The sequence below is a fragment of the Zhongshania sp. genome, assembly GCF_047636175.1.
In the GTDB taxonomy this organism is placed as follows: Bacteria; Pseudomonadota; Gammaproteobacteria; order Pseudomonadales; family Spongiibacteraceae; genus Spongiibacter.
Map to the genome: position 1 here is coordinate 25,863 of NZ_JBLIKC010000028.1, position 21,559 is coordinate 47,421.

General features: G+C 46.6%; 17 protein-coding genes. 11 read left to right on the forward strand and 6 right to left on the reverse strand.

Annotation, left to right across the window (positions count from 1 at the left end; translation table 11 throughout):
- Window positions 1–194: 194 nt before the first annotated feature.
- Window positions 195–992 carry an SDR family oxidoreductase gene (locus tag ACI955_RS14935; protein WP_415244542.1) on the forward strand — a complete coding sequence of 266 codons (798 nt, stop codon included), beginning with the start codon at window positions 195–197 and terminating at the stop codon, window positions 990–992.
- A 112-nt stretch (window positions 993–1,104) separates the two neighbouring features.
- On the opposite strand, the gene ACI955_RS14940 is transcribed toward ACI955_RS14935, so the two are convergent.
- The 3 genes from ACI955_RS14940 to ACI955_RS14950 are packed head-to-tail and all read right to left on the reverse strand — an operon-like array spanning window position 1,105 to window position 4,491.
- Window positions 1,105–1,569: a DUF1330 domain-containing protein gene (locus tag ACI955_RS14940; RefSeq protein ID WP_415244543.1), complete on the reverse strand. Its 465-nt coding sequence runs from the start codon at window positions 1,567–1,569 to the stop codon at window positions 1,105–1,107.
- A gap of 51 nt (window positions 1,570–1,620) precedes the next feature.
- Window positions 1,621–2,220, reverse strand: a complete 600-nt coding sequence (locus ACI955_RS14945; protein ID WP_415244544.1) for a TetR/AcrR family transcriptional regulator — start codon at window positions 2,218–2,220, stop codon at window positions 1,621–1,623.
- A gap of 33 nt (window positions 2,221–2,253) precedes the next feature.
- Entirely contained in the window at window positions 2,254–4,491 is a 2,238-nt protein-coding gene (locus ACI955_RS14950; RefSeq protein WP_415244545.1) for an ammonia-forming cytochrome c nitrite reductase subunit c552, read from the reverse strand.
- A 193-nt stretch (window positions 4,492–4,684) separates the two neighbouring features.
- Here ACI955_RS14950 and ACI955_RS14955 point away from each other — a divergent pair, with 193 nt between their 5' ends.
- Window positions 4,685–6,358, forward strand: coding sequence for a sulfatase (locus tag ACI955_RS14955; RefSeq protein ID WP_415244546.1), 1,674 nt, complete (start codon window positions 4,685–4,687; stop codon window positions 6,356–6,358).
- 117 nt (window positions 6,359–6,475) lie between these two features.
- On the opposite strand, the gene ACI955_RS14960 is transcribed toward ACI955_RS14955, so the two are convergent.
- A complete protein-coding gene (locus tag ACI955_RS14960) occupies window positions 6,476–7,114 on the reverse strand; it encodes a glutathione S-transferase family protein (RefSeq protein WP_415244547.1) in 639 nt (212 codons plus the stop codon).
- A gap of 780 nt (window positions 7,115–7,894) precedes the next feature.
- On the opposite strand from ACI955_RS14960, the gene ACI955_RS14965 reads away from it, so the two are divergent.
- The 5 genes from ACI955_RS14965 (at window position 7,895) to ACI955_RS14985 (ending at window position 14,070) form a co-directional block, all read left to right on the forward strand.
- Entirely contained in the window at window positions 7,895–9,688 is a 1,794-nt protein-coding gene (locus ACI955_RS14965; RefSeq protein ID WP_415244548.1) for a long-chain-acyl-CoA synthetase, read from the forward strand.
- Window positions 9,689–9,713: 25 nt separating this feature from the next.
- A complete protein-coding gene (locus tag ACI955_RS14970) occupies window positions 9,714–10,397 on the forward strand; it encodes a glutathione S-transferase family protein (protein ID WP_415244549.1) in 684 nt (227 codons plus the stop codon).
- A gap of 607 nt (window positions 10,398–11,004) precedes the next feature.
- Window positions 11,005–11,253 carry a hypothetical protein gene (locus tag ACI955_RS14975; RefSeq protein ID WP_415244550.1) on the forward strand — a complete coding sequence of 83 codons (249 nt, stop codon included), beginning with the start codon at window positions 11,005–11,007 and terminating at the stop codon, window positions 11,251–11,253.
- A 381-nt stretch (window positions 11,254–11,634) separates the two neighbouring features.
- The gene (locus ACI955_RS14980; RefSeq protein WP_415244551.1) at window positions 11,635–12,597 is read left to right on the forward strand and encodes a DUF2235 domain-containing protein; all 963 of its coding nucleotides are present in this window, start codon (window positions 11,635–11,637) and stop codon (window positions 12,595–12,597) included.
- 891 nt (window positions 12,598–13,488) lie between these two features.
- On the forward strand, window positions 13,489–14,070 hold the full coding sequence (locus ACI955_RS14985) for a beta-class carbonic anhydrase (protein WP_415244552.1): 582 nt from the start codon (window positions 13,489–13,491) through the stop codon (window positions 14,068–14,070).
- Window positions 14,071–14,542: 472 nt separating this feature from the next.
- Here ACI955_RS14985 and ACI955_RS14990 read toward each other — a convergent pair whose 3' ends face one another.
- Both ACI955_RS14990 and ACI955_RS14995 read right to left on the reverse strand, forming a co-directional pair.
- Window positions 14,543–15,001: a GFA family protein gene (locus tag ACI955_RS14990; protein WP_415244553.1), complete on the reverse strand. Its 459-nt coding sequence runs from the start codon at window positions 14,999–15,001 to the stop codon at window positions 14,543–14,545.
- 433 nt (window positions 15,002–15,434) lie between these two features.
- Window positions 15,435–16,337, reverse strand: coding sequence for a LysR substrate-binding domain-containing protein (locus tag ACI955_RS14995; protein ID WP_415244554.1), 903 nt, complete (start codon window positions 16,335–16,337; stop codon window positions 15,435–15,437).
- Window positions 16,338–16,425: 88 nt separating this feature from the next.
- Between ACI955_RS14995 and ACI955_RS15000 the strand changes: the two genes are divergently transcribed.
- The 4 genes from ACI955_RS15000 to ACI955_RS15015 all read left to right on the forward strand — a co-directional run bounded on the left by ACI955_RS15000 (window position 16,426) and on the right by ACI955_RS15015 (window position 21,387).
- Window positions 16,426–17,337, forward strand: a complete 912-nt coding sequence (locus tag ACI955_RS15000) for a sterol desaturase (protein ID WP_415244555.1) — start codon at window positions 16,426–16,428, stop codon at window positions 17,335–17,337.
- A gap of 98 nt (window positions 17,338–17,435) precedes the next feature.
- Window positions 17,436–18,920 carry a flavin-containing monooxygenase gene (locus ACI955_RS15005; protein ID WP_415244556.1) on the forward strand — a complete coding sequence of 495 codons (1,485 nt, stop codon included), beginning with the start codon at window positions 17,436–17,438 and terminating at the stop codon, window positions 18,918–18,920.
- A 79-nt stretch (window positions 18,921–18,999) separates the two neighbouring features.
- The gene (locus ACI955_RS15010; protein ID WP_415244557.1) at window positions 19,000–19,878 is read left to right on the forward strand and encodes an alpha/beta hydrolase; all 879 of its coding nucleotides are present in this window, start codon (window positions 19,000–19,002) and stop codon (window positions 19,876–19,878) included.
- A gap of 123 nt (window positions 19,879–20,001) precedes the next feature.
- A complete protein-coding gene (locus tag ACI955_RS15015; RefSeq protein WP_415244558.1) occupies window positions 20,002–21,387 on the forward strand; it encodes a DUF1254 domain-containing protein in 1,386 nt (461 codons plus the stop codon).
- The last annotated feature ends 172 nt before the right edge of the window (window positions 21,388–21,559 follow it).

Below are 21,559 nucleotides of genomic sequence, written 5' to 3' on the forward strand. Positions count from 1 at the left end.
TCTTTAGCCATCGGCAAGTTAATTTGGCAGACTTAGATCGCTTTGATGCTGCTTGAATTTTACCCTAGGCGTGAAAACGGCCCCTAGCGGCTTATTGAGCTGCTGCGGTTTATAAACTTGCCTATGCGATGGTGGAAGGAGCATATTGCTAGGCGAGCTTAATTTCACCACACCGAAAATCATAGGAAGCAGCCATGGATGTTGATAATAAGACGATTTGGATTACCGGGGCCAGTTCAGGGATAGGCCTTGAGCTTTGTCGGCAGCTAGCGGGAAAAGGTGCCCGCATCGTCTTGTCTGCCCGTCGTCGCGATGCCTTGATTGAAATAGCAGAGTCGCTACCGGGGGGTATGGGGCGGCATTGGGTTGTGCCCTTGGATTTGGCGGATGCCGATAAGTTAGTTGACGCTGTGCAATCCCAATTGCCAGAGATTGGCGCGGTGCATGTGCTGATTAATAACGCCGGTATCTCCCAGCGATCCTTGTTCATTGATACCGATTTGGCGGTTTACCGTCAGTTAATGGAGGTGAATTACCTCGGTTCCGTTGCAATGACCAAGGCATTGTTGCCGGGCATGATAGCGCAGCATCAGGGCATGATTGTCTGTATTAGCAGCGTCGCAGGAAAAGTTGGCTCTAAGCTGCGCTCGGGTTACTCGGGTTCTAAGTTCGCAGTGGTGGGGTTTATGGACTGCCTGCGCGCAGAAACCGCGCAGCAGGGCATTCATTGCCTGACGGTATGTCCCGGTTCCATTCAAACCAATATTGCGATCAATGCCCTGAATGAAAGTGGCGAGGCGCAGAATAAAAACGATGATTCGATAATCAACGGCATGCCGGTAGAAACATGTGTAAAGGGCATTGTTAAGGCGATGATCAATGACCGCGACGAAGTGGTTGTCGGTAAGGGGATTAGTGCAATTGCGCCAACGATAAAACGCTTCTTTCCACGGGTATTTAATCGAATTTCCGCAAAAATGGAGTATCGCTAGTAGCGGCCAAGAGCGGGACAGAAAATAGAGATGGTCGTCAGTTCTTGTGGCTCCCAAGGATTTAGGTCGCACTCTGGATAGGTCGCCGTCGGCGACCGAAACCCCGTATTTCTTATAATAGTGGTCGTGTTACTAGCACTTCGGTTTGGCACAGGCCGGCGTCGCGGTGAATGAGCGCGGCGCTATATTCCGGGTCTAGCAGCATGTCGATGAATGCGGCGGTATTTGGATATTGCATGATAGCCACCTGATGCCAGGCGTGGCCGGGACCAATGATGGTTTGTTCTACCGTGTTCAGACACACCAGCGTGCCGCCGCGTTTCATAACGTGCTTAAGTGCTACCGCACCATAGTTCGCATAGGCTTTTTCGCCACTGAGGTTCTGCGTGGCCAACTCATGGCCATCGGGATAATGTGCAGTGTCGTGAAATCCAAGTAAATTCACAAATTGCAAAGGACCGTCACGGTCTTCACTGAGTAAGTCTCTCAATTGCGACTCGCTAGGGTTCAAGCCCGCTTGCCCATGCTCCTTTAGATTGTTAATAAGATTTTCTATCTCTTGTGCATGTCGTTTCATCGCTGTAGTTTCCTTATTATTACTAAATACCGTTAGGCTATTTTCTCAATATTATCGATTGCTCTGGGCTTTGCGGCCCAGCACAATCCACTCAACGTGGGATGTAATGAGTGTGCTTGCGTCTTCAATGCTAATACTTTTGTCGTTGACTAACTGTTGAGCTCCCCAGAAAGACATCATCAGTAGCCATGCTGTTTGGCCGGCTTGTTTTTTATCTAAATTCATCAATTTCATTATGTGTGGTGTATAAAGATTTGAAATCAGGCGGCGAAAGCGACGGCTGATTTTAGCGAAATGTTGTTCTTTGAAAGAGTTGTGAGAAATGATATTCCACAGTGCTTGAACGCGGCCGGGGGGAAAGGTTAGCAGTACTGCTTGGGCTTCCCGAATTGCCTTAATAATATCGTTGTCGTTGTCGCTTAAAACCGCCTGCGTTGCAGAGTAAAGATCCTCAAACATGTAGTCAGCAGTATTTTCGGTTAGCTGGCCTACGGATTTAAAGTTTTGGTATAGCAGCTGCCGGCTCACAGATGCCTTTTCGGCCAGCGTAATCATACTCAATGCACCCCAGCCGCGTTTATCGACAATACTGGCGGCGGTATCGAGCAACATTTTCTTACGATCCGTTTTGTTTAAATAGGGGCGTGCCATCGTGTGTCCTTAATGTATCGCAGCTGTATTATATCATTGTGGTTTTTGGGTTTGGCGAGAGGCAGCTTGGTGCAGTTGCCTCGCTACCTCCGAGTCAGGCTCTACCGCTAGCCAAGACTCAAGGTGTGTTAGGGCATGTGCCGCAGCGCCGTATTTAATTTCATAGCGCGCTAATAATTCAAGATTTTGTCTATTGCCGGGGAACGCCTCGATAAATCGATGCAGTTCCTTGATCGCTTGTGATGATTCACCTGTCTGCTCTAGGGCCACGGCATAAAGGTAGAGGTAACTGGCATTTTCGGGATCGAGACTAACGGCAACACTGATGGCAGCAACGCCGCTTTGATAGTCTTTGGCGCGGAAATAGGCCAGCCCAAGGGCGTAGCGCAGACTTGCGTCTTTTGGCATTAACACTGTTGCATCAAGTAAGGTGGACAGCGACCTCGGGTGTTGGCCTTGGGCGCGATACAGGTCCGCTAGATTGATATGGGCAGGGCTGTATTCAGCGTCGATAGAGATGGCGTTGCGCAGGGCTTGTTCTGCTTTTTGGGGGCGTTGGGTGTCCAAATACAGACTGCTTAAATTTAGCAGTGTGGCCGGATTATCGGCATTGATGTAAAGCGCGGTTTCGTACTCTTTGACTAAGGTCTCTAAAAACGCGCCTTGTTCAGCATCAAGGCTGGGGTCGGCGGCACTAAGTGGACTCAGCAGTTTGGCTACTTCTAGTCTGACCAACTTGCTGCGGTCTTTGCCCAGTGCCCACAAATACTGCTTTTTAATATTCAGCGGCTGCGGGGTAAATGCGCGCACCGCTGCCATTCTGACCAGCGGAGAGTCGTCGCTGAGCTGGGTAACTGCGGTAATAAGCGACTTGCGATCGGCGCCGGTATTGCTTCGAATAAGCGCAGAGGCGCGAATAATGCTGGGAAGTGCAGTATCATTAATGATGCTTTGGAGTTCTGCTGTCGCCAGTCCCTGCTGACTATCGTGGCGTGAAAATACCGCGGCGTATTGATTGTGAACGATGGGTTTCTCGCTTTGCTGCATAAGCGATTTGGCAGCCCATGCCGGGCTTTTGTCAATATGACATTGATTGCAGGCATTGGGGATATTGTCGTTTATTGTCTGCTGTGGGTTGGGGATCCCGAATCGGTGATCTCTGCGCTCGTCCACTCCCATATAAGTGGTCGTTGGCATATGGCAGTCAACGCACTGGCTGCCGCTGGCGTCTTGGGCGTGACCGTGGTGTATCGGCGTATCGAAAACCGCAGGGACATGACATTGAGTACAGAGGCCATTGCCGTCGGCGAGTAATTCAAGTGAATGGGGTTCATGGCAGTTGCTGCAAACTACGCCGGCTTGATGCATCTTGCTTTGCATAAACGATCCAGCTACAAACACTTCGCCATGAATTTGACCATCGGGATAGTAGAGCGGCGGGCTAATTAATGACACATCAAGATGGTTGTCGATGGTCTTGCCCAACGCCCATTCATCAGTAATCCTGCGGTGGGCATGGCATTGTGCGCAGCTCGATAATTGCTGCTGTGCGGGTGGCGCAGAGGAGCGCGATGCGATGCTTGCGCCTTCATATAAAGCCCAGTTTCCAGACTCGGCAAGGGTTGCGGAAAAACCAGCATACTTAACTGAAGACGGCTGCTCATTGTTCAGCCATTCATTATGACTGTCTGCATCACCGTGGCAGGCAGTGCAGCTAACATTGATTTCCTGCCACTGGGTTGAGAAGCTCTGCGTATCTGGATTGTAGTTTTTTTCGAGCTTAGTGGAGTGGCATTCTGCGCAGCTGGTATTCCACGTATAGCCATAATGATCCCAGGGTAGATCCGACTCCAAATCGTACCAGCGCTGCCCACCTTCGCTCTGCGTGCGACTATCCCAGGCAACGGGCAGTGCCTGAAATTTGCCGCCGGGAAGCTCTATCAAATACTGCTGCAGCGGCGTAAAGCCAAAAGTGTATTGAATCTGGTAGGTTTCGGTTTCCAGTTTTGGGTTCTGGATATCAACGATATATTTTTCCGCCAAGCGGCTAAATGTAAACTGACTGCCATTATGCGCCGCGCCACCGCCATTAAACTCGCCTAATACCGACGAAGGTGACGCGATTTGCATAGACTTAGCATGATGAGATGCCTGCCAAGCCGACGCTTGTTGCTCGTGACAGTCATGGCACTGCATGTCCTGGGCGGCGTAAAGCATTGGCGAAATTGACAATAAAAGCAAAACGCAGAGTATTTGAAGTTTAGTTATCATTATTTATCGCGATGTCAGTCTGCTGAGTTTTTATCGTAACGCATCTTGGGCTCTTGCGATAATATTTACATAGTGTATATTTTGTGTCTAGTGCTGGCGTCAACAGGTCGTCAATTCTGTGTGCTTTGATTCATTGGCATAGAGTCGTTGGCAATAAAAACAGAATGACAATAAAAAAAATGGGTTAGATGCAATGGCTAAAAAAATACTCCTCAGTCTGCTGGTATTCGTAATCGTACTGGGTTCCGGTGCATGGTTTAATCGCATTGATTTAATGCTTGCGCTGGTGAAGTATCGTTCAGACAATGGGGTTCCAATAGGGCCAAACCGAGAGATCACGTGGCAGCGAGGTGAAGACGTCGCCGCGGGATCATCCGCAGCCCAAGCCCCCAATATTATTGTCATTCTTGCCGACGACCTAGGGATCAATGATATCTCTAGCTTTGGCGGCGGGGTTGCCGATGGAAGAGTGCAAACGCCTAATATCGACCAATTAGCCGCTCAGGGCGCGGTGTTCCAGCAATCTTATGCCGGTGCGCCAATCTGCGCCGCGTCTCGTGCAATGATTATGACCGGGCGCTACCCCAGTCGCACCGGTTTTGAATTTACCCCCATTCCAGATGGCATGGGCGCCAGCGTCACCATGATTGCAAATAGCATGGATCACGGTTTACCCAAGGCAAAATATAATAAAGCCGCAGATGAGGGCGGATTAAGTTATGACCAAAAAGGTCTGCCGGGATCTGAACTCACAGTGGCTGAAGTGCTAAAGGAGCGTGGCTATCACACCATGCATATCGGTAAGTGGCACTTGGGCAGAGGTGAAGGGTTTACCCCCAATGATCAAGGTTTTGATGAAAGCTTGTTTATGGCCAGCGGTCTGCATCTTGCCGAAGATGATCCCAATGTCGTCAATGCCAAACTAGATTTTGATCCCATAGATAAATTTGAATGGGCGCAAATGCAGTATGCCGCGTCTTTTAATAATTCTGGTAGCGACCGTTTTAGGCCCAAGGGCTATTTGGCTGACTACTGGACAGATGAATCGATCAAAGCCATTAAGGCAAATAAAAATCGTCCATTCTTTCTCTATCTCGCCCATTGGGGAGTGCATACCCCTCTGCAGGCAACCAAGGAAGACTATGAGGCAGTGGGTGATATCAAACCGCATCGCTTGAGAGTTTACGCTGCAATGGTTCGCTCAATCGACCGCAGTGTCGGCAGAATTATGCAAACGCTTGAAGAGCAAGGGATTGCCGATAATACCATCGTAGTATTTTCCAGTGATAACGGCGGCGCCGGTTATTTGGGCTTGAAGGACATTAATGCTCCCTACCGAGGGTGGAAAATAACCATGTTCGAGGGTGGTATTCGAGTGCCACTGTTTATGAAATGGCCAGCGAAAATTCAGCCCGGCACAACCGTGGACATGCCGGTCAATCACATTGATATCATGCCGACATTAGCGGCGGCAGCAGGTGCTAGTCTGCCTGACAATGTTGAAATTGATGGCAAAAATATTATGCCCTGGGCCATTGATGGTGTTCCGGCGCTCACACCTAAGCGAACCCTATTTTGGCAGAGTGGCTATTACCGGGTAGTGCGCCATGGCGATTGGAAGCTGCAGGTTTCCGAGTTACCTAAAAAAGACTGGCTGTATAATTTGGCCGAAGACCCTACTGAAAAAGTGAATCTTGCTGTGTCTAGACCTGAGGTATTAGCAGAATTGCGAGGTTTACTTGATATCCATCGCGACCAAGGTCGTGGGCCTTTGTATCCCTACACCATTCAGGCGCCTGTAGCGGTGGATAAAACCATCAACGAATATGTTGAGTCCGGCGATGAATATATTTATTGGCCCAATTGATCAGGGCTGGTTTGATTGCAATCGCTGAGGGGAGTTTATAAAGCCTTGTCGATATTTTTAGTATTATTGCCATATGGACTGATAATAGTTTAAAAATATCGACACGGCTTGTTAGGTTTACATACCCATCATTTTGGCTTCTTTTGCAAGTAGTGGGCTCATAACTTCATGTGCTTTAACTCTTTGCATAAAGGCTGAAAACCTTGGCCAGCGTTCGGCATCAACCTGATAGTTTGCATAGCCAGCATTAATAAATGGGCTAACAAGACTGATATCGGCCAGCGTTAAGCTGCCAAAAATAAAGCCCTCGGCAGGTACTTGTGACTCCAAGTAATCCAGAATAGGGGGCAGTTGTTTATTGATGATCTTACTTACTAGCTCTTCGTCTGGTTCTTGCTTAAATGCCATGGGCCGCATAAACCGTTGGAAGAAAATACCAGATGCCAGCTCGGTCACTCTTGAGCCGCTCAGTTCTTCCAGCCAGCGCGCTTTGGCTTTATCTTTAATATTCTGTGGGTATACCGCTACGTCTGGGTAAGCATCTTCCAGATATTCGCAAATAACGGTGGAGTCACAAATCGTGAGATCACCATCTTGCAGCGCAGGAATTTTACCAAGTGGGCTTATTTTCTGAAATTCAGCGTCTTTACTAAACGGCATTTGCTGTGTTTGTTCATAGGGTAATGATTTAAGAGCAAGAACAGCCAATACCTTACGCACATAGGGTGATGCTGAATTGCCATGTAAAATGATCATGTGGGACTCCGCATATTGAGGGCAACTATTTTATTCGAAATTGTGTTCTCATCATGCATACAAACATAGAATTAATCAATTTGAAAAATCTTGATCACTTAGGGAAATATCAGCGAACCATAGTAATTTCGGCCACTTGGAATTACGACAGGAGATTGGCCGTGGCGGGGGTGATATGAGGGGTGGCCTGGCTATGTTTTGTCGGGCAATTAAAAGTTGATAGGTGTGATTGTCTGGAATTGACGGTTAACTAGCTCAGAGAATCATTAAAATCGCATTAAAATTTTTCGGTTTTTACGTGAGATCGCCAGGGCCTGAGGGCTGCCTCAGAACTGCTGTCGCGCAGTGCGGCAGTAATAGCCGGCAGTGCAGTGGCGTGGGTGGTGAGACCCGACAGACGCGCTCTGGAAAGCATATTAACGCGGTTTCGCTGTTGTAGAAACCATTATTGAGCTTACACATATTACAATTTAGGATGGCGAATTTTTGATCATTGGGTGCTATGGTACCAAGCGTAAAGTGCTCGCAGCCGCCATTGTCGCAGTGGTTCTGTTACATTAGCGCGCTGGTTGAATGTGGATTAGTTGTCTTGACTTCAATACCATAGAGGCTCAGGCATTGGAGCCAATGTGTTCGGTGACCATAAGATATATATTGATTGTTCAAACGGGAAGGAAAATGGGCTTGCTAAGCTCTCTGGCTTAAAACAGTAATAAGTATGAGTCCCTCCCTGCGCAGAATATCGATCCCAATAAATAATATGTTTTTAAGGAGCTGTGAGTGAACGAATTTATTCGAGTTGTAAAAGACTTCCTGCCTATTCTGCCGGCTGTGCTGTTTCAGCCACCCAAGGACGCCGACAAAAAGTCCCTAGGTCGCATGTTTCAAGAAACCGCAGCTCGATATGATAAGCGCACAGCGATTATATTTGAAGGCCGGGAATTAAGCTGGGGACAGTTCAATGAGCTGGCTAATCAGTATGCCCATTTGTTAAAGAAACAAGGCGTAAAGCGCGGCGATAGTATCGCCCTGATGATGGAAAATCGTATTGAGATGTTGGCATGCATTGTTGCCGTGGCCAAGGTCGGAGCCGCGTGCGGGCTGATTAATACCAGTTTGACTGGTCGCCCCTTAGTACATTGCGTTACGACTACTGAGTCCAAAAAATGCATTATTGGTGAAGAGCTCATTGATAGCATTGTAGACGTCAAGAGCGAGCTGGGTTTAGCGGACAAAGATTTCTTATGGGTTAAAGATCATGGCAAAAAGCCATGCCCAGAGTGGGCCTGCGATTTAGCCGCAGAAATAGATGGTATGCCCATTAGCAACCCCCCTGAAACCGTCGAGATCACCGCGGGTGAAAAAGCGCTTTACGTGTTTACTTCCGGCACCACCGGTCTTCCCAAGGCCGCAGTAATTTTACATCGTCGCTTTTTAAGCGCAGCAGAGCCGTATGCTCGCGTTGGATTTAGAGCTAAAGCTGAAGATCGCTTATATATATGTTTGCCCTTGTATCACTTTACCGGGCTTGGACCAGGTGTTGGCGCATGTTTCTATTCTGGGGCCTCTATTTTTCTACGTCGCAAGTTTTCAGCCAGTAAATTTTGGCCCGAAGTACAAGAGTATAAGACTAATTTATTCGTCTATGTTGGTGAGCTATGCCGTTATCTTGCGGCACAACCGGTATGCGAGGCAGAGAAGAATAATCCCTTAGAAACCATGGTCGGTAATGGCTTGAGACCCGATGTGTGGGGTGCGTTTCGAGATCGCTTTAAGGTAGGTCGTATTAGCGAGATGTATGGTTCAAGTGAAGGTAACGCCGTCTTTATTAATTTGTTAAACAAAGACCGCACCATAGGCACAACCTCAGCGAAAGTCATGTTGGTGAAATATGATATTGATGCCGATGAGATGGTTCGCAGCCCTAAAGGAAAATTAATTGCGGTCAAAAAAGGTGAAGCAGGCTTATTGCTCACAAAAATTGACAATAAATATAAGTTTGACGGTTACAAAGATAAAAGTGCCACCGCCAGCAAAGTCCTTTGCGATGTCGTGAAGCGCGGTGACAGCTGGTTTAATACTGGCGATTTAGTTCGCCAAATCGATGTTGGCTTTGCCTTGGGACTTGGTCACTACCAATTTGTCGACAGAGTCGGTGATACTTTCCGCTGGCGTTCCGAGAATGTATCTACCAATGAGGTTGGCGAAATCCTTAATGGCAGTGATCAAGTTGATATGGCCAATGTCTATGGCGTAGAAATACCCGGCATTGAAGGCAAGGCGGGAATGGCGGCAATGACCTTGAATGAGGGTGTTTCTTTTGATCCTGCTACTTTCTCAGCTTATGTCTGTAGCCAGCTTGCTGCGTTTGCGCGTCCGGTTTTTGTGCGTATTCAAGGTCAGGCTGAAACCACCGTTACCTTTAAATTATTTAAAGGTAACCTTCGTAAAGAAGCTTACGACATTAGTCAAATTGAAGATGCGATTTACATCTTAAAGCCCGGCTCGTCGGTCTATGAACTCTTGTGTGGCGAGTTCCATCAGAAAATTATTGACGGTAAATCTGGCTATTAGATTATGTAATAATAAGGAAAATAGAATGATAGAGCTCTATACAGCGCCCACGCCCAATGGCCACAAGGCTTCATGTACTTTAGAAGCCTTGGCGCTTGATTATAAAACCCACTTCGTTAATATCGGCGAGGGTGAGCAAAAAGTTGCCGACTACCTTGCAATCAACCCCAATGGTCGCATTCCTGCGATCGTTGATCGCGGTAATGACGATTTTGTAGTGTTTGAATCTGGCGCAATCATGATTTATCTAGCAGAGATGACCGGTAAGTTGATGCCAACTGACGCCAAGGGCCGCTCGAAGGTGATTCAATGGCTAATGTTTCAAATGGGCGGTGTTGGCCCAATGATGGGACAGGCCAATGTGTTCCATCGTTATTTTCCCGAGAAAATACAGCCAGCCATTGACCGCTATCAAAATGAAAGTCGGCGCCTGTTTGAAGTGCTAGACGGTCGTTTGGCGGAAAATGCCTGGCTCGCTGATGATTACTCTATCGCCGACATCGCGAACTGGTGCTGGGTGCGTACCCATAAGTGGTCAGGAGTTTCTGTTGACGGGCTGGACAATCTGCAGCGCTGGATGAGCGTGATGAAAGATCAGCCGGGAATGGCGAAAGGCTTAGAGGTGCCATTTAGCCTGGGTAATTTGCTGGAGGACGACGAGGGCGGCGAAGAGTTTAGGCAGAATGCTAGGAAGATGCTGCAAAAATAAAGTCTTCTAAATCCAAGTTCTTAAATTAAGAAGGCGGGGCTTTTACCCAAGGGATTAAAAAAAGTGGTGATTTACCCGCTAAGTCATGTGAATTCAAATGGTCAATGTATTTGTACAGTAGCGTTGTTCCCACTATCTACTTGACGATTTACCTAACGTATTGAAATTTATAAAATAGGCGCTATGATCAAGGAAAAGGTTTTTTTGGCAAAAATAAAGCGAATTAGTCTTCGTCTGGCCGGCGCTAGCTACTTGCGAGACATACGTGTTATTGAGTTCCGTTATATTTTTTAATCCATGCTGAAGCTCCAACTTTGGTAAGGGGGCCAAAGTGATATATGGCCTGAGTCGTTATAATAAAATATTAGACTCTCAAGGAGAATATATGAACGATCCAGTAGATATTAAGGATCTATCATTTGGTCAAATATTATCGTCGTTCAAAAGGCAAAATCTAGGGTCTTTAACCGGGTTGGTAAGTCTAATCATCGCACTTGTATTGTGATCTTTTGACGCTGGAGTCACCTCAAATATTGGCAAGTCTAAAGCACCAGTCGTCATTCAGTATTTCACTGAAAATCTCGTAGGCCGATAATAACTAATTCTGTTGATACCAGAAATTCTAGAAGAGAATCCAGACGGAATTAAAACTGATGCAGAAGCTATGGCTTCCTTACTTTGGCAGTTAAAGGCGCAAGATGGTTATGCTGTATTTTTAAGTGGGAATAAACTCACCTCGGTACAAATAACGAATGATGGTGAAAGCTTTAACTTTGAATGGAAACGTGGAGCAAGTGTTATACCGAAAATCCTGAATAGATTATCGCTGTCTTCCGACGAAGCTACTGTCTCTTAGTTGAATGCAGAAATGAATCTTATTGGAGTTGCTTGGTTACGGGAAGACAATCAAATCATAAGAGATATAGATGGTGGGTTAGCATTGGTGCGTAAAGAGTAAATGCCTAACAAGGCCATCAATCTGACTGTTTTACGCTACGCTTCAAGCGGCAAATTATGGCGGAGATATGTGTCATAAAATAAATTACTAGGACTTAGGTCGTATCTGTATGAATCAACCAAAGATATAGCAGCGACCCGGCAAATAGAGTGCAGAAAAAGAGCATCGTACGTTGCCTATGAGCACCTTAAAATACGGTATTTTACGGAAGCACTCTTTCTTGTGAAATCCAATTGAGAGTTTCAGATTTCGAATCAAAGACAACAGGAGAAATGCCGGATGAAAAACATCATTGTTTGCTGCGACGGAACGGGTAACCAATTCGAGGAAAATATTACCAATGTGGTCGAGACCTACGGCTTGGCAAAGAAGAACGCCGACCAGGTTGTATTCTACGACCCTGGTGTTGGTACGGGAGGCTGGCAGTATGATGAAGGGTCGAGTAAGCTTCAGGCCGTCTCGGATCTGGCGACCGGAGGTGGGCTGCAGAAGAACATTGAAGACGCCTATCGGTACCTGATGGATATCTACGACGAGGGAGACCACATCTACCTATTTGGTTTCAGTCGCGGCGCATTCACCGTGCGCTCTTTGGCCGGAATGCTGCACAAATGCGGGCTTCTAGAGAGTTCGGCAGACAATCTGATGGAATTCGCCACCAAAATCTATAACACCAAGAATAACAGCAAGGTCGCAGCAAACTTCAAGTCTATGTTTTCGCGCAAATGCCCGGTGCATTTCATCGGGGTGTGGGACACCGTGGGCTCACTCACTATGAATGCAGGGAAGCGCTTCCACGACGCGAAGCTGAACAAGGAAGTCTCATTTGGCTACCACGCCATGTCGATCGATGAGATTCGCACAGACTTCCCGGTTAGCCTCTGGGATGAACCCAAGGGCAAGAAGCAGGTCATAGAACAAGTCTGGTTTGCCGGAGTGCACTGCAATGTCGGTGGGTGGTACGACGATCGGGGACTTTCGAATTGTGCACTTCAGTGGATGATCTCTAAGGCAATCGACTGCGGGATGCAGGTCGACACTTCGGCGCTTGCGGGAAAGAAGGGGAATCCTCATGGAAAGCTCGAAGACTCGCATACAGGATTCTGGGATTTTCGCGGAAGAAATGTACGCAAGATCTCAGAAGGCTCAAAGATTCATTCGTCCGTGATTAAACGACGAAACAAGCCGGGGAACGACTACACTCCCGACAACCTGCCGACAAATTTCGAAGAAGTGACTTAGCACGGAGTCGGATCTGGTGTGTAATCGCTTTCGGAAACTCACAGGAAACGATTAGATAAAAGGTGCAGTCCAATAGAGAATATGTGAATTCGTCCGCCGAACTGTGAATGATAAACGAGGAGTATTATCGTTTTATCATTCTGTTATTCCTCATCAGAATAATGATAAGTGGGATTTAACCTACTAAGTCGGGTTTAAGGTGCTTACTCGAAGAGGCCGTCAATTTTTTTTGGCGAATTACTCACAAAATATTGGGCCTCATTCAGGGCTAGAGCCTCGATGTTTTGAGCTTAGTGGTTTTGATAAAACTGAAAAGTATACGATGAACTTCGCAGAAAGATATCCCATAAATTTGGACGGCAAGCATAACAAACAATTGTAAGAAAACACCTGCTGGCTGCATGAATTAGACGTATAGCCTCAGAAAAATCTAGATCTTTCATAGGATCATGAGTTTTTGACCGTCCACTTATTGCCAGACTAGGACATGCGGCATGAAAAGCTAGTGTGAAAGTCTCCTGCGTCACAATAGCAGTCAGTCGCTGTTTCCGCATTATCGAGAAAAGTGAACAAGAGAGCACTTCCCGTTAACTCATTGGCGAGTTACTTAACTTATTGATATTTATAAAAAACGCGATATGATCAGGGGAAAGGAATACTCGGCAGAAATAAAGGGAATTAGTCTTCGTTTGATCGGCGCTCGCTACTCGCGAGACATACAGCTATTGAATTCCCTTATATTTTTTAATCTATGCTGAAGTGCCGACTTTGATAAGGGGGCCAAAGTGATAAGGTGGCGCTAGTCTCTATAACTAGCTGTTAGGTTTCCAAAGTCGCCGCATCGAGAATCTGCTCAAAAAATCATCGCGGCTATTAAAAGGAGAAAAGAAGATGAGTAAAGTAGTTGATGAAGTAGTCTCAGCAAATGCAGATTATGTCGCAAACTTCGGTGATAAAGGTGATTTGCCAATGCCTCCTAGCCGACAGTTTGCCATTCTGACCTGTATGGATGCTCGCTTAGACCCTGCTAAATATGCAGGCCTTGCAGAAGGCGACGCTCATGTGATTCGTAATGCTGGTGGAAGAGCCAGTGATGATGCAATACGTTCCTTGGTAATTTCATATAAGTTACTTGGAACGAAAGAATGGTTTGTCATCCATCATACGAATTGCGGGATGGAAACATTCAACAATGAAATTATGGGTGACCTATTATCGGGTAGCCTAAAAACCTCAAGCGTAGATGAATCAGGTTGGCATGATAGCAATGCAGGTGGTGGTACAACTGATGGAAAGTTCATCGAATGGCTTACCATTAGTGACCAATCCAAGAGCGTTTTGGCCGATGTTCAACGAATTAGAAGTAATTCAATGGTGCCAAGGGATATTCCTGTTTATGGTTATATTTATGACTGTAAATCTGGAATACTTGTAGAAGTCCCTGAGGCAACAGAAGCAGGCAAGGCAAGTTAAAAAACCTAACAAGGAAAATTAACTCGGACCGCCAACAGCTGCGGCATTTCGTTATGCAGCTTTTGACATCCGGTTATTTGCGGCGTTAAGGTCTTAGATAAGCATACGACTTTCATCAAAATACGTATTTCTGACCGTCCGTTTTTTACCAGAAGGCGACGGCCACCGCTTCTTACAGTGATTCCAGATTTCTGGGGAGCAATTGAAAACCACTGCAATGCTTTAAGCCTCTCATTGCAGTGCGATTTCCAGAGTTTAAAATCAGTTTCCCTATTCTGTTAATGCCTGGGCTTTTACCAGCCCCTTCATAAAATAGCCCTACAATGTAGCCTTGAATGCTTTGTGGGGCTTTTTGGCCACGTTATGAACAAGCTGGAAGCCTAGACGCTAGCTTATAGCTGAACGCCTTAACCCCTTAACCCCTTAACCCCTTAACCCCTTAACCCCTTAACCCCTTAACCCCTGCAAAGGATCATGCTTTACGCCAAAAACTCGATATCAAAAAGGCGGCCATGTCGGTAGTGGGTGCCTCTGAATATTGAGTAACTCCATCTGGGATCGTTACTTCATCCGCTTTCTCGCTGGTCCAGACATGTATCTGCGGGTCAAATTTAAAGGGCGAGAGTCGCTTCGCCATAACAGCACATGCGCCATTCAAGGCAGCGATCGTCATATAGAGCTGGGTCTTGCAAGATGTACAGGAATACAGCGTCTTATCAAATCCCGTGCCGCCCTTAATGGTGGACGTGTCTGCTTCTCCTTGAATAGTGCAGTCACTGGGCTGAAAGAACGCTCCCTCAGTATAGGGCATACCTGAAGATGCTCTGCAGTCCTCGCAATGACATACCAGTTGTACTACTGGTGCGCCTTTAATGTCGACAGTCAGTGCACCACAGTCACAGCGTGCAGAGGTCTCAGTTGTTGCAGTCATACTTTCTCCTTTGGGTATCTAGTATTCATTACGAAGATTTTCATTTGCTGTCGTTTTTTACCCAGCCAGTTTGTCTTGTAAGAACATTACTTTATAAAATGTTGATCGTTTCTAGTAGCAATGTTTTCAGTCAAATTGCGCTTCTACCGGATTTTTTACTTTATCTCTTTGCAGGCCTACTCTCGTAAAGAGCTGGTTTGATAGTAGGTATGCCGAGAATAAATTGTATTGTTCAGGAAAAACGGTACGTCCAATAATTCATAAAAGCAATATCGTCACCTTTATCGCTTTATCGCTTTATCGCTTTATCGCTTTGTCGTTTTACCGGTTTAGGATGATGGATATGTTGTTCATCCATACAAACAGGTGTCCGGTCACACTACGGTAGCGCAATCTATGCGTTTAAAGGTTAGTCATGAAATCTCATTTGGCGTTAACTGCATTCCAAAATAAGTTGTTTCAACCAATGGTGGCCCTTGTCCTGATTATTGGCACCGTGCCAAATAAGGTAGGTGGGTAGAGATGGCAGGGCCAAGGGCATGGGTAAGATGGTGAGTTCGTCTTTATAGAGTTTAAATTCTGCCATGCCCCTCGGCACTAGAGCGATACCATCGGTCTGCATGACCACCGTAGGAACCGCAAGATACTGGTTTACCTCGGTTAAGATCTGGCGTTTTCCGCCTTGCTCAGCCATGAACTTTTCCAGCAGTTCGCGCCGGTCGTTGCCGAAGGTCATGACAATATGCTTTTCAGAAAAAAACTGGCTGAGGCCGATTTCCGTTTTGATTCGGGGATGATTTTTTCTGGCAATGACGACTATTTCTTCGTTTCTAAATGGGCAGAAATCCAGCCGCTTGTCCTCAGGCGGAATGAAGTCATAGCAAAAGTCGATGATGCCTTCGCGGACTAAATCGATGCCGGTCTGTTGATCGTCGGCATGGGAGTGAATGCGGATATTGGTATCAAATTCCTGCACTTTATTCAGTAACTGCGGCAACAGATTGAGCTCGCCATAGCGACCAAAAGCTATTTTGAATATTCGGTCTGACTCCTTAGGCTCAAAGATATTTCCCGCATCTAGGGTGTCGATAATTTTTGCCAGAACCTCACGGATCGCTGGAGCTATTTCAGTCGCTCTAGCAGTGGGTTTCATGCCTTGACGAGTGCGAATGAAGAGCTCGTCATTGAATGTCTGTCTAAGCCGTTTTAAGGCGTGGCTAGCGGCCGGTTGGGTCATATGCAGTTGTGACGCCGCCTTAGACATCTGGCCGCAGCTCATGATGGCGTCAAAGATAGTTAGTAGGTTGAGGTCGATAGAGCGTAAATTAAGTTTCATGCATGTACTGTATATGATTATTGAATTTTACTAATAATACCCTGAGGGTTACATTAGCGCCATCGTTAGATGGGCGTTGAGAGACTTTATGGAACATGTTGATGACGGTTATACCAAGATCTCTTTAGCGGTGATTGGGCTGTTTTTGCTGTATGAGTGGCTTAAAGGTGCCCATAGCAATGGCAAACAAACCCCTAAAGACTGGCAAATGTTGGGTATAGCGGTGTCGTGGATCACGATAGTAGAGCGCCCCTTGCTAATACTTTGCAGCTATTTTCTGTTTACTGCCTTTTTTGCCGATGCCTGGGGCACGCTTGAATGGATTGAAGCAGACTATTTGTTGTTGAGTGTTGTTGTTTTTATTTTGATTGATGAGTTATTGCACGGTTGGGTGCATAACTTTGCTCATGCACGCACACCCGCTAATCCTTTGCTCGCAAAACTTCAGCGCTGGTATAAAGTCACCCATCGCACTCATCATCTCCATGGCGGGCCTGATGGTCGTGGGGAGCTTAGTGTTAGCCAGACCATAGTGGTGGGATGGGGTTGGGCCTTTACGCTGCCTAATTATTGGTTCGGTTATATTTGCTTGTATTTTGGTTTGGTAGAGACCTGGGCTATTGGTACCGCGATTAAAAGCTTGTGGGGAATTCATACCCATGCAAATCTAGATTACGATTTAAAACTGCTTAATCACCCGAATCCTCTTATTTCAAAAACCATGTATGGTTTATGTCATTTACTGACGTTTCCAACCCAACATCATCAGCACCACAGCCGCAGCCGAAATTCTGCCTGTAATCTGCAAAATATGTTGGCGATCTATGACTGGTTATTATGGAAAAAATTGGCAATTACCTATGAGCGGCCAAAAATCTATGGCTGGCGAAAGAATGTGAAGGAAGAGGGTAGCGTGTTGTACCGCTATTTTTATCGCTCCTTTGACAAAAATAAGAAAGTTGAACGTGACGTAACCGTGAAGGCGGTCATAAATTCTTAAGCGATAACAGCCGTTTGCGCTTGGAAATCTTGCGTGAATTAATTTGACTAGCGTTGCTAGTAGCGGTGAGCGTTTAACGGCATAGGTTGCAATACATAATGAATACACAGTTTTCAGCAGAAATAAACGATGCAACAACCGCAACGTATCATGATGTGATTATTATTGGCTCAGGCATATCAGGTATTTGTGCAGCCATTAAGCTGAAGGAAGCAAAGCAAGATTATATCGTGCTAGAAAAGGCCACAGCAGTCGGCGGCGTGTGGCGAGAAAACACCTATCCAGATTGTGCCTGCGATGTCCCCTCAAGCCTATACTCATTCTCCTTTGCGCCTAATCCAAACTGGCAGCGGGTATTTGCAAAGCAGGGCGAGATTAAAACCTATTGTCAGGACACTGCCGAAAAGTTTGGCATCATGGCCAATGTTCGCTTTCAGCATGAGTTACTTGAGAGCCGCTGGGATACATCTGAAAATCTGTGGCATTTAAAAACGACGGCGGGGCCCTTCACGTCTCGTTTTGTGATTATGGCCTGCGGCCCGATGCACAAGCCGATTTATCCAAATATTGACGGCTTGGCGAGTTTTACTGGTAAGTCATTTCACTCGGCAACCTGGGATAATGATTACGATCTCACGGGTAAGCGTGTCGCTGTTATCGGCTCTGGTGGCTCTGCGGTTCAATTCTTACCCGCTATTCAGCCACAGGTGAAAGCCTTGAGCTTATTTCAGCGTACTCCACCATGGGTGTTGCCAAAGGCTGATATTACAATTTCGCCGCGCTGGAAGACGCGCTTTCGCCGTTTTCCCATGGTGCTGAGTTTGTTCAGAAAGGCCCTGTATTTGCAATTTGAATTTCTCAATCACAACCTCAAATACAAAAGCTTTTCTACCAAACTTGAAAAAGCGGCAATCAAAAATATTAATCGGGGGGTGAAAGACCCGGAGTTACGTAAAAAGCTGCTTCCAGATTATGCGCTGGGCTGTAAGCGTATTCTGCTCTCAAACGACTGGTATCGGGCGCTGAGCAAAGACAATGTAGATGTGCTGCCGGGTATCACTAAAGTTGAAGGCAATAAGCTAACTGCCAGTGATGGCTCGACTTGCGAGGTCGATGTCATTATTTTTGGCACTGGTTTTGACGTGTCTAACCCGCCCATTGGCAATATTATTTATGGTGTGAGTGGGCGTCGCTTGGCGGATTTATGGGCGGGGTCACCGCAAGCTTATTTGGGGACTATGACTGAAGATTGTCCCAATCTGTTTATTACTCTGGGGCCTAATCTTTATACCTATACATCGGCTTTTGTCATTATTGAGGCGCAAATTAAGTATATTTGTAGCGCTATCACTAAGGCCAGTAAGAAAAAAATAGTGACTATTCAGGTCAATCCCGCAGCGAGTGCGGCGCTCAATAAAAAGATGCAGCATGCATTGCAAGGCACGGTATGGAATAGTGGGTGTTCAAGTTATTTTATCGATAAAAATGGTCGCAATAGTATTAACTGGCCATGGACTGCGTTTAGAATGCGCCGTAAGTTGAATGATTTTCGACTGTCTGACTACCATATAAAAAAGGCCTAGCAATCTACTTATACTGACTTTGCTGGGTCCACTTTCACTACCTTGAGCGATAGTATTAATGAGTTTGCAGAACTTTATATTGAATAAGTTAATTCGGCACAACAAAAAGCAAAATATGGCGCTAAGCTCGGAGCGACGCTTTAAGCGCCTGCGTAAAGTTATGGCACTGGATACCGGCGCAGTCTCGAAAGATGTTGTAGTCAAGCCGGACATCGTTGCCGGGGTCCCAGTTGAATGGGTGTATCCCAAAAGCCTTGAAGGCGATGATAGTACTGACATCTGTGTATATTTTCACGGCGGTGCTTTTGTTATGGGTGGTATGAATAGCCATCGTCATATGGCTGCTTATCTCTGCAAGCAGGCCAAATTAAAGATGTTGATGGTAGATTACCGTTTGGCGCCAGAGCACCCGTTTCCGGCAGCGGTCGATGACACAATGGCCGTGTATAGAGAGTTAATAGGACATGGCCGATCGCCTCAGAAACTAATTTTGGCTGGTGATAGCGCCGGTGGTAACTTGGCCTTAGTTTGCATGCAGCAGATACGTGATGCCAAGATGGCAATGCCAAAGGCATTCGTGCTGTTCTCACCCTGGTTAGATTTCACATATTCCAGTCCAGCGTTTGTTGAAAATAACGCTAAGGATGTGCTCCTGAATCAAACTATCTTGAGCGAGTCAGCGGCGATGTACGCGGCTGATCACTCTTTAGAAGACCGCAGAATATCGCCGCTCGAAGGCAGTGTTGCTGGCTTGCCGCCGTGTTTTATTATAGCAAGCCGGATTGAGGTCTTAAGAGATGACTCACGACGCCTGCGAGACAGTATAGAGACTGCTGGCGGCACTGTGACCTACAGGGAATGGAAGAACGTGCCGCACGCCTTTCCCGTGTTTTGTAAGTTCTTGCCGGAAGCAAAACGGGCGCTTAAAGATTCTGCGGCTTTTATTGGCGCTCACTAATTTTGTTTGCATAAAATCATGTGCAATATGTTGCTAGGTCAAACCATGTTTCGTTCTCTTATCTCCGGCGTCGAAAAAATATAGCCTGAGATCTCCATAAAATAATTATAAAAGGCACACTGTATGCGTCATTTCTTCTCCGCCTATCGATGGCAGCTAGCGCTTGTTATTGTTCTGCTGGTGGCCACTGTGTTCTATTCGGTTTCATATCTGAAACGGGTCTCTGCTGCCTATCTCTACGGCTACCCATTGGTCCTTATGTCGCTCACCAAGGAGACAATGCTAGCCGAAGGTGGTGCGCAGCTTAATACGTTTAATCATATTCAAGACTTTCCTGACCATTCCTTTCGCAATGTTGTGCGCCCCAATGTCGATACTTTATATAGTATTGCCTGGCTTGATTTAAGCACTGGCCCCATTGTGCTTAACGTGCCGGATATGGGCGATCGCTATTACGTTATGCCTTTAATGGATGCGTGGACCAATGTCTTTGCCATGGTCGGCAAGAGAACGCATGGCACTCAAGCGGGGCGTTTTTTGATTGCAGGGCCAGACTGGCAGGGTGAGGTGCCAGAGAATGTAGAGTTAATACCAGCGCCAAGCAATATGGTGTGGATCATTGGCCGTATACAAACAAAGGGCAAGCAAGACATACCCGCCGTCGCCGGTTTACAGAAGGGTTTTCGGCTAGAACCTCTTGAAAGCAGTTTGATGGCAAGTGTTCCCCAGCCATACTCCTTAGCAACGTTCTCTGATCACAATAAGAAGGATCTCGCCACGCGTCTCAATGAAATGCCTAATATTGCATTCTTGGCTGCGATGGCAGAGTTAATGGCAGAGCAGTATCCCGCCGCAGCAGACGCAGACATGATTCGCTCGCTAGAGAAAATTGGTGTGAAACCGGGACAGTCTGTTGACGCCAGCCAGTATAATTTTATTCAGCGTCGCTTGATTGATCTAGCTGTGACCATGACCAAGGAAAAAGTAGCGGAAGAGCTTGCGTCTGATCGTGCAATTGAAAATGGGTGGTCGGTGATTCGTGACGGAATTGGGGTTTACCATACTAATTATCCGCTGCGAGCGGGAGTGTCGATGGTTGGCCTTGGGGCACTGCCTCCTGAAGAAGCAAGCTACCCCAATGCCATTAGCGATAGCAGCAAGCGCGCTTTAAGTGGAGAGCATTCCTATGTAATCCACTTTGAGCCTGGTCAGACACCACCAGTGGATGCATTTTGGTCACTGACAATGTATGACCAACACGGGTTTTTGGTTGATAACCCGATTCAGCGATACGCGATAGGTGATCGCGACGATTTGCATTTCAATGCCGATGGCTCCCTCGATATTTTAATTCAAAAAGCGCCGCCAAGCGGGGTTAATGTCAATTGGCTGCCGTCACCAGCAGAGCAGTTTGCTTTAACTATGCGCCTGTATTCACCGCGGGCAGAATTTCTGAATGGCAGTTGGCAACTCCCTCCGGTGACGCGGATACCGTTGCCGGTAAATTGAGAGCATCAAGCAATTAGTGACCAGCGCATAGCGACAACACTATTTTGCGAAAGAAAACGCGGCGTGGGATCAGTTTAAGAGTAATTCGCGCCGCTTATAAATCTGTCTTGCGAGAGTTGTCGTCGAGGAAGTAGCTGGTGAATAATGGGGTTAAGCCATCACCGCCACCCCA